Genomic DNA, 14,845 nt, shown 5'->3' with positions numbered 1-14,845 from the left:
ATTCAACAAACGTATGTATGGACGTCGGGCGAAAGACAGGAGACGCCTGTCCCTGTCTTCCGGTACCTTCTGCTGCGTTTTACGCTCCGTCGTTACTTCGGCTGGGCCGCAATGTCTTTGCTCGCCGCTTCCTCCGCTTCGCGAAGAGCGCTGTTGACGTCCGTTTCACCGTTGATCACTTTTTTGACCGCTTCGTTTAGACGGACAGTGACCAACGCATCGTACTTCGTCGGCGTAAAGGGAGACGCGAAAGCGCTTTTGAATACGGCTTTAATATTTTTCCCTTCCATCGACTTCATGTTTTTGCCGTACAGCGCCTTAATATTTTCATCTTTAAGAGAGGTAAACCTTCCGCTCGCGGTCGTTTTCTTCTGCACTTCTTCCCCGGTCACCACCTGGATGGCCTGAAACGCCGCTTCCTTCTGCTTGCTCAACGACGAAACGAGCAGGAAGTGACCCGACGAAGTGAGACTCGTATTCGGCCGGTCGGCTTGACTTGGGAACTGGGTCACGTCCCAGTTGAACTGGTTCGGCGTACCGTGCAGCTTCTCCAAGGCGGCGAATCTGGCGTCGTAGCTAGCCACCATCGCCAGTGTCTGATCCTTGAGGAAATGATCCAGAATGGCGCCCTTGTTGCCGGGCACATCGTTCACGGACTGGATGAGCTGCATGATCCGTTTCCAACCGTCCGTTGTGATCTCTACCTTGTTCGTAGTTTTGTTGACATACGGCAACGTAAGCTGGGTGTTCAACTCTCCAGCGCTGGGGATCGCACCGAGCCCCCTGTACTGAACACCTTCCATAACTTTGCCGAAGCTTTTGGACAAACCGATGACTTGTTCCCACGTCATGCCTTCCTTTGGATAGCCGACCCCGAACCTGTCGAACAGATCTTTGTTGTAGAACGTCGCGAGGAAATTCAGAGAGAATGGAATCGCAAACAAATGATCGCTTTCGCCATATACAAGTGACGTTTGCATGGCCGCTGGATCGAACTTGCCGGTATCCATATTGTACTTTTTGATCAGATCGTTCAGATCGTAAGCTGTGCCGAGCTCTTTGAACACCTTGATTGACGGATATACGGTCAGCATGAAGTCGGGAAAATCGCCAGACGCTATCATATTGCTGAGCCCGTCCTTCCCCTTCGTGTTTCGGAGCATCGTGACCGTAATATGCGGATATTTGGCATGAACCGGACCCGCGATGAAATTGTCGAATTCCTCGTCCGTAATCGTCGCCCCGTCCTGCAGCATCACTAGCTGCACCGGCTCCGGCGGCTTCTCTTCCGGCTTGACCGGCGAAGCGCCGCCCCCGCCGCCTCCGCTCCCGCAAGCGGTTTCAAACAGCAATGCAAAACCTGCTAAAATGGCCGCGCTTTTTTTGAACAAAACCATCGTTCCCCCTATCGCCCTTCAGTTTTTTGTTCCAGCCGTTCTTTGTACTTCATCGGTGAATGACAACATCTGTGCCCTCCTCCCTATTTATCATAACAATCGCACCGCTCGCTCCCAACGGATGATCTTGCCGGATACTAAGTAATTTTTTGTTCAATTGCACAAGCCGGACGGAAAAATAGCCCTGCTCCTTGTCGATAGGCCGACAAAGGAACAAGGCTATTGTGGCTGCTTCCGCTCTTGGGGCAGAACTCGCTTATCTGGAAGCGCGAATATTGAAGTTCAGACCGGTCACGCCCATGAACGGTGTAGGCGGACTTTGGCAGCATGGCGACGACCTTTTGCTGCATGAAGCCTGCGCGGTCCTCGGCAATTTTGTCGGGACGGTTTCCCGGAATCGAATACAGATCCTTGACGAACTGCTTAATTTCCTTCAAAGGGGTAATCTTTGTGTCATTAATTTGCGACAGAAAGTTTTTCCCGAAAATAAAAAAAACTGAACATATCAGGTTTCTTTACAGGTTAAACTTGTTGTCACTGTACAAAAAACTCCACTTGCCTTTAATACTCTTCCTCGGCTTCAAGCTATTAGACCGATGCGAGCAGCTACCATTGGCGCTCCTAGTACTGCTTCCGGAAAAAGCGAGACTTTGCAATCGGCCGGCCCGACAAAAATCGGACGCTAGCAAATCCCGCTTTTCTACGAACTTACCTATCCGAAGCTATATATAACGCTCCTTCTCCTGCAGCAGCTCGTGGGCGGCGCGACCTAACCCGCGACCGGCTCGCCGTATCATCAACAAGATGAACCTCAGCTTGTTCCTTGTCTACTCGATCATTGATGTCGCTCATCACCATTGTTGAGAACTTTAACTGGATCGCCCTTCAGTTGACCGCTTTGCCATCCGAAGAGCGATCTTTTTTTGGAATCAAATCCAACCGTCTGCGTCGCATATATCCTTGTTTGCTAACTCGATTTCGCCGATCCGCAACCTGGCTCTTGAATGGATTGAAAAAAATGGATTACGAGCCTACCTTTTTGCGGAATTGTGCTGGCGACAGCCCAATCTGCTCTTTGAAACGTCGGCTAAAATGCGTAGGGTTTTTAAAGCCGACCTGATAACATACATCCGTAACGGATAATGGTCCGCCGAGCAAAATCAATATTCTCGCCTCGTTGATTCGGCGTTGGATAATAAAATCGAATATCGTCATGCCGGTTACGCTGCGAAATAATTTGGATACATAGTATTTGCTCATATGCAATTCCTTAGCCATCTGATCCAAATTGATTTCGTCCATAAACCGATTTTCGATGTAGGCGACAATTCTTTGCACATTCCATTCTTTACTAGAAGATACTGATCTGCACTCTTCCATTGCACTTCGGCACTTGTCGTAGATGAATAGCAGCAGGTCGTAAAATGCCGTTAAAAAACGGTGGTAGCATACAATATCCTCTTTACCATAAAAACAGTCGATGCGGCTTAAAATATCCTCGACCTCTGATTGGGATTGTTTATTAAGACGAATATGAAAGTTTTTCAGTTTCTCGAATGGAGATAGCGGATTGAGCGAACGGACCTGTTGTTCAAACATTTGGATAATGGATGGCTCGAACGAAATCATGGAACGAACATACTCCCGCAGATCGTCAACCTTGGGCTGATGTCTCGTCATGCCATGCATGATAATCATATCGCCGGGCTGCAAATCGTAAACTTGATCGCCTATCACATAATTGCATACGCCACTGTGAAAGTAATAAATTTCATATTGCGGGTGGACGTCGAACTCGAACTTGTACGGAATATCAAAACGATAGTTATACTGTTTGAAGAATGGAAACGGGATAAGTCGATTCATGCGCATCCTCCTCGTTCAATACTGCATTTGGATAAAGCGTTTTCAGAAATTCACAAGCGAAGCCGTCTATAGATTTATTATATCAGGTTCTTGCCGGAAGCAATCAAAAAAGCGTATGCTTAGCCGAATACGGCTGCGACACACGCTTTTTCAATGAGCCCAATCAAGGATTCCATGTCCGTTCAAGTGGGTCCGGCAAATTGGTTCCAAAAGTAGCTCCCGTCCGAGTGTTTCATGCAAACATAACAACGATCCTCAGAACCATTGGACGAAGTCGTGACCGTCTTTCCGTGATAAAACAATACTCCTAAATAAATCGGTATGGACAGGAAAAGGGCCGGATTGGAAACAACCGGCCTTTTTCTCTTCGATTTGTTTACCGCTCCGTTACAAATACCCTGCCAGCCGGATCAAAATATCCGCCTTCTCCTGCGTGAACGCCTTCCCGGCAAGCGCCTTCACTTCAAGCGCGAACGCTTTCATTACGGCTTTCTTCGCGTTCTCGTTTCCGTTTTCCTGTGCTTTCTGCGCGACCTTCAGCTGGGCGCACAGCGATTTCTCGACCCAATCAAGGTGCGAGGAGGAAAACTGCTCGGCCAGCTTGCACACGCTGTCGTATGTAACGGCGACGGTAAAGGCGAATTCGGCGGATGCCGTATTGCCGGCTTTATCTTTCGCTTGCACGTTCAGCTTGTGGACACCCGGGTCAAGCATATAGACGGGCTGCTGCATCAAGGGCGCCGTACAAGGATCGGCAGCGAGACCCGAACCGAAATCCGTCGCCGTACAGCTAATCGACGCTACTTGGTCAACCGTGTATGTGCCTGCCCCAGCAGAACGGATTTGCGGGGCCGTCTTATCCAGCCGTATTGCCAAAGTATGCGCCGGCTCTGCATTGCCCGCGAGGTCCGTCGCCCCGTAAGTAACGGTTGTAACTCCCTCGGTCGTAATAGCGATTGCGGCTGCATGGCCTCGTACCGTAACAGGAGCGAGGGGCTGAACTCCGTATGTGGAATACGTTACACTCACCACTCCGCTGCCTGCCGTTCCGTCCGTCGCCGTAATCCGGACGACTGCGTCCGTGTTCAGCCAGCCGTATTCGTTCGGCTGCGGCGTTATGACCGCTTCGGAGCGGGGAGTTTCGGAGTCCGCATTGCGAACCGTAATTTTGTGCATGAGCGTTTTATTCCCATAGGGCGAATAATACAGGTTGCCGTCTTCGCCGAGCGCGAATGCCTCGGAATCGCCGAAATAGCGGGATTCCAGCGTAATCGGATCGATAACCGCCAGCCGGCGGCCGAGCACCGCATACAGGAGGCCGTCCTCCGTCCATTCGGTTTTGTAGGAGCCCCATTGCCCCCAGCTGCCGTCCTGCGGGAATACGTTTTTCGATTTGATCACTTTCAGATTGCCCGGTTCGATCGCGAAAATGTAGCCGTTCACGCCGCCCCACAGCAAGCCGTCCGGCCCGATGCTCAATCCCCCGATCGCCGGCGGTTTATTCAGTCCCGGAATATCCAGTTTGAATTCCGTTACTTTCCGAGCCGTTGCCGCGTCCCATACGAACAGCTTCGCTTCTTCGGTCGTCGGCTGGGAGCTGAGTCCTCCGTTGATCGATGTCGATCCGTAAATTTTGCCGTCCTTGTATGCGAGCGAGATCATACTTTGATCCTGAACGATGTTCCGGTTGACCTTGTAAGACTGGGCCGGATCGGTTACTGCAGGATCGTAGACGGTAATGGCCCCGCCAAGCTGCCCGTAGTCGGGAATCGAACCGATATAAATTTTATTGCCGCCGACGACACTTTGGCCCGGCCGGTCCTGCTCATCGCCGAAATTGAACAACGTTCTCGGATTCGTGCCGCTCGGCTCGACGGCCGGATCGTAAACCCGGAACAGTGCTTTCGGGTAAGAGCCGAAATACATTTTGCCCCCGTAAGGCGTAATGCTCCCCGCCTGTCCCATGCTGAGCAGCTTCGTTTGCCCGGTGTAGACGTCATATTCGGCCGCTCTTGACGCCTGTATCCCCGAAATGTAAATTTTGCCGTTCGGTCCTTTTTCGAAAGTATGGGTAATGGACGGCGAAGGAGGCAGCAGGTTCGGATAAGACTTTACCTTGGTAGTCTGCGGGTTGAAGAAATGAACGCCCCCGCTGAAGTCCATGCTCGCTATGCTTTTGCCGGGCAAATCCGGATCGTCGACCTCGACCCAATCCGCACCCCGGAACGCGGTGCTGAACCACATACCGGAATCCTCGATTGCATGCGTGTTGACGTCGAACGTTTTGATTTTTTTGTCGGCCGGAAAATAGACTTTGCCGTTCAGCGACTGCTTGGCGATGTGCAATCCGGAAGAGCTGTTCTCGATGACGAGGTCGAGCCACTGGCCGGTTTCGATGTTGTAAATGTACCGTTTCTGGGACGTGTCGAACCGGGCGATGACGAATTTGTCGTCGACGACGTCCATATCGTAGCAGTATCCCGCTTCATTCAAGGAAGCGCCGATCTCGACCTTCTCGCCGGTGTCCACGTTCAGCTTATAGATTTTGGCAAGCGATGTGCCGACGTACACGTAGCCGTTGCTGTAGGCGATCGATCTGGCGTATTCTTGGCCGATCAAGCCCATCAGTCTGCCGTAGTCTCTTCCCTGCTGCGTGACGGGATCGTAGTGGAGCACTTTGCCGCCCGGTCCCGTGGCGATGTACACCTTCCCCGCCGCATCGATATCGATCGCCCAGAACACATTCTCCTCGGGAAAGGTGAATGCTTTGCGCGCCTGCTTCGTAACGGGCGAATAAGCCCACAGTTGTCCGCCGGCGGCGATATAGACCGTTCCGTCCGGAGCGACCCGATGGCTCCAAACGTCCCCCGCATCGTCGAGCGGAATGCTGCGAACCAGCTTGTAGTCGTCGATATCGATTATATGGAACATTTGCGGAATGCCTTTGACGGTCGTGTACATGACGTTGTGGCCGTCTTCCTTGCCGGCGGTTCCGTCGAAGAGCCCGATCGTATCCGCGATCGGAGCGCCAAGGTTCTCCGGAGCGCCGAACACTTTATCGGACAAGGCGGGCCAATGCCCGGTGCCGATCGTCATGAGGGAAACCCGGTCCCGCGCAACCGGATGGGTGTCGTTAAGGACGGACTCCTTGCCGATTCCGATCCACGTGTCGCCGCTGTCGCCGATCACTTCGAACCGGACTACGGCGATATCCGTGTCGGCATTCAGCTTCACGTCAGCCGGTTGAACGGCATCGATTACGAGCGCACCGTCCAGCACGGATGGATTGACGGAAGCGCCCGCATTGGCGAAAGCACCGGCCGCCTGTACTTCCGCGAATCGCAGCTTCTGCCGGTCATAGAACAGATGGGCGCTCGCTTTCGCGAGATTGTTCACTTCCGTTGCGCGCAGCATAACGGAGAGCGACTGGCCCGGCACAACCGACGAAGGGCCGACAAGTCCCAGCACGGCCGGCATATCGTTGATTTCGTATGTAATGGACATATCGTCGTAATAGGCGACGCCGATCGCGTAGGTCGTCGTGTACGCCATCAATTTGGCGTACTTGGCGTTCGAGGGAGCGACGAGTGCGGGTGTCGAAGTTTCCTTCCACTGATTGATCGGAAAGCCGTTGGACGTTTCGTTGTGAACCGGCGCCTCGGCGATCTGCTTGTCGCTTGCATCATAGAAGCGCAAGTTCAAGCTGGCGGTGCTTCCGTACTCGAGCAGCATCTTCGCTCTGCCCGTATAAGCGACTCCGGGGACGACGTTCAGCCGATCGCTAATGACGGCGACCGATTTGTCTCGGCGGGAATCCGCTATTTTCAAGCTGTACGAGCCGGATGCGCTCTTCGTGTCTGTCCATTCGTAGCGGAAGTCGGTTCCCGTTTCGTCGAAAAAGGAAGTCCATCCCGGTATTTTGCCGTTTACAAGCGGCTGCTCGAAGCCCGGATTAGCCAAGGTCAGATTGGCGATCGCGGCATAGGCCGGCAGCGGGGCGATCCACGTTGCGGCGGATAAGAAGACGATGAATGACAGCAGAAGCGCTAACGACGGTTTCCTTTTTCCTTTCAATTCTCAATACCCCGTTTCTTTGGAAGATTGGTTGGTCGGCCCCGAGTGCAAGTGCTGGATATTCACGGCAGCGGCGAACGTTGCGGATTGCGTACGGGGTGTCAAATCCGTGACAGTCCAAATTCGATAAAATCGGTTGTTATAGATTAATAAAGCGCTTGCAGAAAATACGGCGGAACCGGCAAATCGTACAAAGCGCCGGAACGGCCGGCTTCGATGATTTCATCGATAAACAATTGGACAAATTAGTGGTTCCCAAATATAAAAATAAAAGGAACCACAACCAAGTTTGGATATTACTGACCGGATTTCAGCTTCTCAATCTCCTTCACGGCATTTTCATCAGCCATCCGCAAAGTTGTATTAATGTCAAGCTCGCCTTTGCCGAGTTGATACCAGAGCTTTTCAAGCTGGTTGTTCGTAATCGCTTGATAAGGCGATTGCTGGAATGGGGCAGCCGGTTTGTTTTTCGTCAAGGCCTTCAGGTTTTTCCCTGCCAGATTCGGATTGTCTTGCCCGAAAGCTTCTTTTGCCGATTGCGTTTTGATGACCGGCAGTCCCAGCGCTTTTTTGGCACTCTCGGTTTGATATTCGTCGCTGGTCATGTAAGCGATGATTTCAAAAGCTTGCTCCTTATGTTTACTGATGCTTGGTATATAAGCCAAGTTCAGCGAAGCCTGCGAACCGATACCGCGAAGATTGCCGAATTCCGGCAAGGTGACCAAATCCCAATTCACTTGTTGCGGTGTTCCGGGAATCGAGGCGGCATACATAGCCGCTACTTTTGAAGTATAGAACAGGTTGTTGATTCCGCCGAAGCTGCTTTCCAACAAGGCATTGCCTGGAATTTCGTAGAAACGGTTAATATTTTTGACATACTGCGACCAACGCTCATCGGAAGAAAATAACGGCTTATCCGTTTTTGGATCGGCAAATCCGAGAGACATTTGGTTCTGCCAAGCGATGCTGTAAGACTGCGTAATAAAGCCTCTATACTGCGTTTCTCCGTCTTTCCGAGTGACTCGCTTCGCAAGCTCGTAAGCTTGGTCCCATGTCATTCCGTCCGTTGGATAAGGAACAGCGAATTTATCGAAAATGTCTTTATTATACAAAAGGGACATTACATTCATCCGCAAAGGCAAAGCATAAATTTCGTCATTCGGTGAGAGGGCTTTCACAGCCTCTAGCGTACTAGGCTCGAGACGATTCAGATCATAGCCGCTTCTCTTGATCATGTCCGTCATGTCGTACTGAAACTTAAACGGCGTAATGTATCGGTAATGGTTCGTATCACCATTCAGGAAAATATCGATCGGCTCTTGCGAAGCGAGCAAGTTGGACAGATTGCCCGCCACGTTCGTATCCGGGGAATTGATGACTTTTAAATTAACATGCGGAAATTTCTTGGCGATCGAATTGCCATACTGCTCCATGAACGTAGCCGTATCACCTGCGTACGGCAAATAGAAGCTAATAGTAACAGGCTCCTTCGGTTTTTCCCAAGCCTTCGCCGCCGACTCCCCGGCTTGACCGGATTTGCCGTCTTGCCCCCCGCCGCACCCGGCCAAAATACCGACTCCCGCTGTCGTAAGCATTAACAACTTCAACATTCTCTTTCTATCCAAAACAGTTCATCCTCTCTGTACTTATTATCAACGCGGCTTTCCCCCATCTAAAATCGATCCATTACATGCTCACATAATCACATAAACCCGTAAACGAATCACGGGCCGCCATTCGCACTTGCCGCCCGCCCTCTCTGGCTGAACGATTTCCCCTGCCCGGTCAAAAAAGCCACTGCCGTACCCGCCGCTTCTCCCCTTGCAAAGCAATTCGGCAGAACAAACCAATTGAACGTTTTAACATGCTGCTCCCCCTTAACTTGTTTTTTTCAATTTTCACTTTTTTTGAACCCTCTAATAGGGTACCATTTCATCGATTTTGATTCCTACCTTCCATTGTCCGTTTTCCAGGCGAACCTTGCTGTAATTGTTATCTTGTGTGATCGCTGAACTCTTCGTCCTGAGCATGTTTGGCAAATTGGATAGCCCAGCGGTCACCGTTTGATCAAAAAGATCTGTGGCGTCCTTGTGTCGCTCACACAGCGTTCTTTGCCGAAAATGTCCCCGTTATCGGAAATGCTGGTGGTTAAGCCGACTCCACTTCGACGAGCCGGTACAAGGATACGTGGAAACGAACGAGTCGGAAGTCCAATTCAGCGGAACAGCGAGCGTTCGTGTTAATAGGTACTGCCCGTTAGCGCAACAACGGCAGCCGAACATTTTGGCCGGCTGCCGTAGTGTAACGATTGAGCTATCGTCTCCGTTAGTTTATCGCTGCAAAGAAAATAACTACGAAATAATAGCTATTGCGTCCATTTGCACCATAACTGGACCCATATTTGCAGGGAATATCGTTCTTGCGGGATATGGTTGACTAAAGTAATCCTTATAGATTTTATTGAAGGAGTCGAATTTCGGCACCTTCGCCTAGAACAACTAGCAGTTTCCGTTTTCTGTAAAAATCGAATCAGCGGATACTATCGGCATAAACGAAGAATTGTCCGTGGTAGCAGTGATTAAAAATATAACTGACCAAACTCACGTGATTCAACATGGCATTACAGTATTTAAATTTTTGGTGTTTGACATTAATGGAAAGCAACCAAATACATCTAAACGACCATCTGTTATGAAAGATACTACCGTGGAAGCCAGCGGAACCATAGAAGAGAAGTTCAGTTACATTTTTAAGGAACCCGGAATTTACTATGTAGAAGAAATCGCTGATATTTCCGTTTTAAATGGAGAACCGTATCAATTAACAACGGATAAAAAGAAAGTTACAATAAAATGAAATAAGGCGCACTGGACCTACTTTTTGATCCAGTGCGCCCCGACTACATGACCAGTTCAACAGCCCATAGGTTAAGATCTTGATAAGTGGCCCATACTGGAGCATAATTCCCGTAAGTTCCGCCAACAATGACGTTACTGCCCGATATTGTGATTTCCGCCGTGACTGTCCCTGCTAGGCTAAATAACCAGCTTTGTTTACTGTTATCCCACCTGTAATTGGCTAATACAACACCTCCGCTATCTCCGCTCATTGGAATCCAATCGACCCATACTTCGTGATTGTTGTAACCATATCCACTGGAACCGTTCCAAGACATAACGTTAGCATATTTTATAGTTCCGCTCCTAAGATATTATAATGTTCTTGTCAATTTCGGGAATGGGATAAAGTTCTTGTCATTGAGTTTTGACAAGAACTTGATGACGCTGCCGGTTGCGAAGGCAGAGATCCAGTATACCTTTATTGTCGATACCGCTTTTCAGATGAAGCTGCAGACGGCGGGCAGCGGCGACCTGCTGACGCCGGACGGGGCCAAATCGTTTATCGCCAGCTCCGCTCCCGGCAGCGCGATCACCTTGCGCGGGCGCGCCGATCTGAAGTGGGAGATCGTAACGGCCGTCGGCGACTGGCTGACCGACAGCGGCGTATAGCGAAGGGATATGCAAGAAAAAGCGCTTCCGAAGGCGATGAGCCGTTCCGGAAGCGATTTGTTTACTCAGGCCAAGCCAGCTCAATCCCCTGTGCGACAAGCCGGCTTTGAAAATCCTCCAGCATTTCCGCCTGCTCATATACGTCTCGCGGTTTACAGCCCTGGTCGAGACAGTATGAGACAAGCAGCCCCGCGCTTTCGCCAATGTTCCATTCGACCGGGTGCAGCCGGTAGCAGCCGTTCGTAATGTGCGTAGTTCCGATGTTTTTGCAGGCCGGGATTACATTTTGCATACGGATCGGAATCAGGCTGCCAAGTGGAATTTGAAATGGCAGGCTCGGGACGTCGATATAGGGACGGTTGCCGCTGCTCGGATGCAGATCGATCGGGTAGCTGCCGATGCCGACAGCGTCCCGAAACAGCTCGGCGCGGCCGTCAGGATGCTCTGCCGCACTGACGTGCTGCTCCAGCACCGTAAATGCCGCCCGGATGCGGCGGGACTCCCGTATGTACGGGGACATGGCCAGTCCATCCTTCGTTCCTACGGCATCCCGGCGGTGGCGCAAGCCGGGGTAACCGATGCCTCCGTCAGGACGAGGCGCTTCCGTCTGCATCCAGTACAGCAGCGACAGGCTGAGCTGCTTCGCCCCCTCGAGATGCCGTTGACGCTCTTTCTCGGGAACGTCGATGACAGAGCCGAGCCAATAATCGTTTTGCGGCCAGTTGACAACCGTCATGTCGCTGCCGAACGTCCCCGGCTCGAACAGTCTCGCATCCACGATGCGCCGGTATTCCCATAGCGGAAACAGTCCTTGTCCCCGAAACAGCGCATATTGCCGCGGCTCCAGCGTATCCGGCCTAACGCCGGTCCAATTCAGCAGCTCATTCGGCCAAAAGTCTGCCTTGTACGAACGCCAAAACGCATAGTCCTTCGGTTTGTCGATCGTATGGTCTTCCCCGTTCCAATAATCCAGCACATAGCAATAAGTGAAGGCTTGCATATCCATCGGCCGCGCCGGTCCGTCCACTGCGTGCGCTTCGCCCGTGTCGCGCTTCGACTCGGCTCCCGTCACATACTCGATGCCGGCGAGCGGCAGCACGTCTCCACAGTCGGTTGCGTCGAGCATATACGGAGCAGTCAGCACGGTCCGCTCCCCACTCCCGGTATCGACAACGGCAACGGCCCGAACGGCATCCCCGTCCGTTTCCGCCGACTCGATGCGTGTGTGATATAAAATGATCAAGCGGCCGCTGTGGATATAGGGCGCCAGCATCTCCAGCAGCACCGCGAGCGCCGCCCGGGGCTCGTGGCTGATCGGGCTGACAATCGCGCTGCCGGGATTAAGCAGCGGATTCAGCCGGGCATCGGCAGTAAGCGGAAATCTCGTGCGGTAATAGCTCCTCACGCCCTCCCGAAATGCCCGGTAGCTTCGCGTGCATCCGCGCGCTTCGATCCAACGGTGCTCGTCGGGCGGAACGGCCTGGCTGGTCAGTTGACCGCCGATCCATTCCGTCTCCTCGGTCATCACGACAGTTTTGCCGGTGCGGCAGGCAGCTAACGCAGCCGCGCATCCTCCTGTTCCCCCGCCGATTATGACGAGATCCGCCCGCAACTCAGAGCCTATTTTATTGTTGTCCTTCACTGGATAAGTCCCCCGTTCTCTTTCAGTCCGGACCGTTTACGCATGTCCCCCGCCTCGCTGCCTGTTTACTGGCTGTGTATGGCCGACCAGTTCAGCTTCACCTCGGCTCCGTTTGCCGGCGCGGTTACGAACCGGACGATGATATGCGTCGCATCTGCACTCTCCGCCCATACCCCTGCCGCCGCTGCGGCGGCCGAAGCGGCGCCGACCTGATAGTCCCCCGCCTCCGGAGCGCTGCCAAGCCCGTGAGGAATCTGGCGCACGGCAGTGATCCCGTCTCCCGTAAATGACACCTGCCCGCTTGTCACGCGGTCGGCGCGGACATAAGCTTCGAACGGCTCCTGTGCCAGTTCGTACATCGTCGTGCTGCCCGGGACCGTATCGCAAGCGTTGTTGCCGACGAACCGGTTCCCGCTGCTGGCCGGTTCGCTCCCCCTGATCGCGGTCAGCGGCCGGTTGTCCGGATTGACGATCATATTGTCGCTGAACACGGAGGCGATTTGCGCATATCCCGGGGCATCGACCTCGATGGCCGCAGACCCGTCGGCGCTGAGATTCCAGCGATACACGATGTTTTGGGACACCACATTCGCCTTGCCGCCTTTGGCAAAACGGATCGCCGCCTTCTCGCAATAGCCGAATCGGTTGCCCGTCACATTCATATAGGTGGCGCTTTCGGCAAATACGAGCCCCCTGCTGGCGTAGGAAGGATACACGCCGGGCACCTCGTTGTAGCGTCTGGCCTGAATGAAGTTATTACCTGAAATGGTCGAATTGGAAGCCTCCAGCACATAACAGCCATAGTTGACCGTGTGGTAGCATGCATTGTTGGCGAGCAGCGAATCAACCAGCCGTCCGTAGAAAAAGGTAGCAAACGAATCGTTGAAGTTGTTCTGTATCGACAGCCCGTAAGCCGCCGGGGAGGACACGACGATGCATCCCATTTCGCTGTGGTCTGTACCCGACCATTTAACGGCATGAAAGCTGTTGTCGTGAATCCGGTACGCGCGAGACGGCCCTCCATATAGGCCAGTGCTGTTCATTGAATTGATCCGCACGCCAAGATAGAGTGAGCTGAACAGATTGTCCTTGACCAGCAGCTGTCGGCCGTAAACGTCCAGACCGATTCGCAGCACCATAATCAGGCAGTCCTCCACGATGGAATCCAGATCGTTATATGCGTCGATATTGTTGTCCGGCGCATCGGCCATCTTCATCACGATGCCGTCCTGCGGCGCTCCCGCTCCGCGAATATACAGATTGGACAGCTTAACGCCCCCGGACATGCAGCGGATCATCGGGCTGAACGAGCTGTTCGCCGCCTGGATTCTCGCCCGCCCGTACCATGCATTGTCGGAGGAAATATGGATGCCCGACGCATGGACATACGGCACGGTAACCGTATCCGAAATGAGGTAAACCCCTTCTGAAAAAAACAGACTTCGGCTCGGACTTCCGACGATATAATCGAATGCGGCCTGGATCGCAGCGGTATCGTCCGTCGTCCCATCGCCCTTTGCCCCGAACCATTTCACCTCGACGCGGCCCGTGTACAGTCTTTTAAAGCGCGCCCCCGAGGACGATACGAGGACCGTTCCCGTATTATCGGGCGATGTGTTGTCCGTCGGATCATAGATAAAAGGGCCCTCCTGCCCGGAATCCTTAACATAATAAAGGAAATCCTGGACAGGGTCCGTACAGGCGCGAAGCGAAACGATCGTTGTCGCTATGCACAAATCCATATGCAGAAGCTCCCTAAGTTTCATTCTGAACGGTTCGGAATCAGAGCCATATACAGCATTTAACACCGAGGCGTCCGCATGGGCGTTCCCGTTCCCGTTCCACAAACCGCCGACCACCGCCGCTGTTCCCAGCATCCCGATAGCTGCCAGCACTTTCCTTCGCTCAAGCTGAGGAGTTTGTCCCTCCTGATCCGCCATTTTGCATCCCTCCGTTTGAACATTTTGGCCATCCACGCCTTCGCATGGCAAAGGACTGCACCCCAAAAAAAGAAAGCGCTTTCCAATAAAGGGAATCGCACACGATTGCCCTCTGTACTACAAGTGTGGTGAAAAACCGAAAGCAGCAGCAGAGATTTTCACCACATTTGCCTCCTGACAACGGCTTGTCAAAAACGTATAGCCTGTTGTCGATCAAGGCGGCAATTCCAACCCTATCCCACTCCGGGAGCTCACCGTTACTTGAATTATAGCTTTCCGCTTCTTGGCTTGGATATAGGACATTGTTTTCGTAACAGGTCAAATTATTGCTGCTCTGCTAAGGTGGACCCGGGGCGCACCTTTGTCGTGACCGACCGGGAGAGGCATGTCAGCTCCGCTCGCAAAGGCGAGTTGCCT

The 14,845-nt window shown here is 52.6% G+C and carries 9 protein-coding genes; 2 read left to right on the top strand and 7 right to left on the bottom strand.

What is annotated here, in order from left to right; translation table 11 throughout:
* Positions 1 to 92: 92 nt before the first annotated feature.
* The 5 genes from ABD796_RS31235 to ABD796_RS31215 all read right to left on the bottom strand — a co-directional run bounded on the left by ABD796_RS31235 (position 93) and on the right by ABD796_RS31215 (position 8,947).
* Positions 93 to 1,391: an ABC transporter substrate-binding protein gene (locus tag ABD796_RS31235; RefSeq protein WP_344915861.1), complete on the bottom strand. Its 1,299-nt coding sequence runs from the start codon at positions 1,389 to 1,391 to the stop codon at positions 93 to 95.
* A 143-nt stretch (positions 1,392 to 1,534) separates the two neighbouring features.
* Positions 1,535 to 1,834 (bottom strand): hypothetical protein, encoded by a 300-nt coding sequence (locus tag ABD796_RS31230; protein ID WP_344915859.1) that lies wholly within the window; start codon positions 1,832 to 1,834, stop codon positions 1,535 to 1,537.
* Positions 1,835 to 2,420: 586 nt separating this feature from the next.
* Positions 2,421 to 3,263, bottom strand: coding sequence for an AraC family transcriptional regulator (locus ABD796_RS31225; RefSeq protein WP_344915857.1), 843 nt, complete (start codon positions 3,261 to 3,263; stop codon positions 2,421 to 2,423).
* A gap of 387 nt (positions 3,264 to 3,650) precedes the next feature.
* On the bottom strand, positions 3,651 to 7,337 hold the full coding sequence (locus ABD796_RS31220) for a hypothetical protein (protein WP_344915855.1): 3,687 nt from the start codon (positions 7,335 to 7,337) through the stop codon (positions 3,651 to 3,653).
* A 296-nt stretch (positions 7,338 to 7,633) separates the two neighbouring features.
* Positions 7,634 to 8,947 (bottom strand): ABC transporter substrate-binding protein, encoded by a 1,314-nt coding sequence (locus ABD796_RS31215; protein ID WP_344915853.1) that lies wholly within the window; start codon positions 8,945 to 8,947, stop codon positions 7,634 to 7,636.
* A gap of 955 nt (positions 8,948 to 9,902) precedes the next feature.
* On the opposite strand from ABD796_RS31215, the gene ABD796_RS31210 reads away from it, so the two are divergent.
* A complete protein-coding gene (locus tag ABD796_RS31210) occupies positions 9,903 to 10,193 on the top strand; it encodes a hypothetical protein (protein ID WP_344915851.1) in 291 nt (96 codons plus the stop codon).
* Positions 10,194 to 10,594: 401 nt separating this feature from the next.
* Positions 10,595 to 10,846, top strand: a complete 252-nt coding sequence (locus tag ABD796_RS31205) for a hypothetical protein (RefSeq protein ID WP_344915849.1) — start codon at positions 10,595 to 10,597, stop codon at positions 10,844 to 10,846.
* Between the two features lie 61 nt (positions 10,847 to 10,907).
* On the opposite strand, the gene ABD796_RS31200 is transcribed toward ABD796_RS31205, so the two are convergent.
* Positions 10,908 to 12,470, bottom strand: a complete 1,563-nt coding sequence (locus ABD796_RS31200; RefSeq protein ID WP_344915931.1) for an FAD-dependent oxidoreductase — start codon at positions 12,468 to 12,470, stop codon at positions 10,908 to 10,910.
* Positions 12,471 to 12,553: 83 nt separating this feature from the next.
* Positions 12,554 to 14,428, bottom strand: coding sequence for a right-handed parallel beta-helix repeat-containing protein (locus ABD796_RS31195; RefSeq protein ID WP_344915847.1), 1,875 nt, complete (start codon positions 14,426 to 14,428; stop codon positions 12,554 to 12,556).
* Positions 14,429 to 14,845 lie beyond the last annotated feature (417 nt).

It is taken from the genome of Paenibacillus hodogayensis (assembly GCF_039536325.1).
GTDB classification, from domain to species: domain Bacteria; phylum Bacillota; class Bacilli; order Paenibacillales; family NBRC-103111; genus Paenibacillus_AB; species Paenibacillus_AB hodogayensis.
This window is presented reverse-complemented; position numbering and strand designations above follow the sequence as displayed.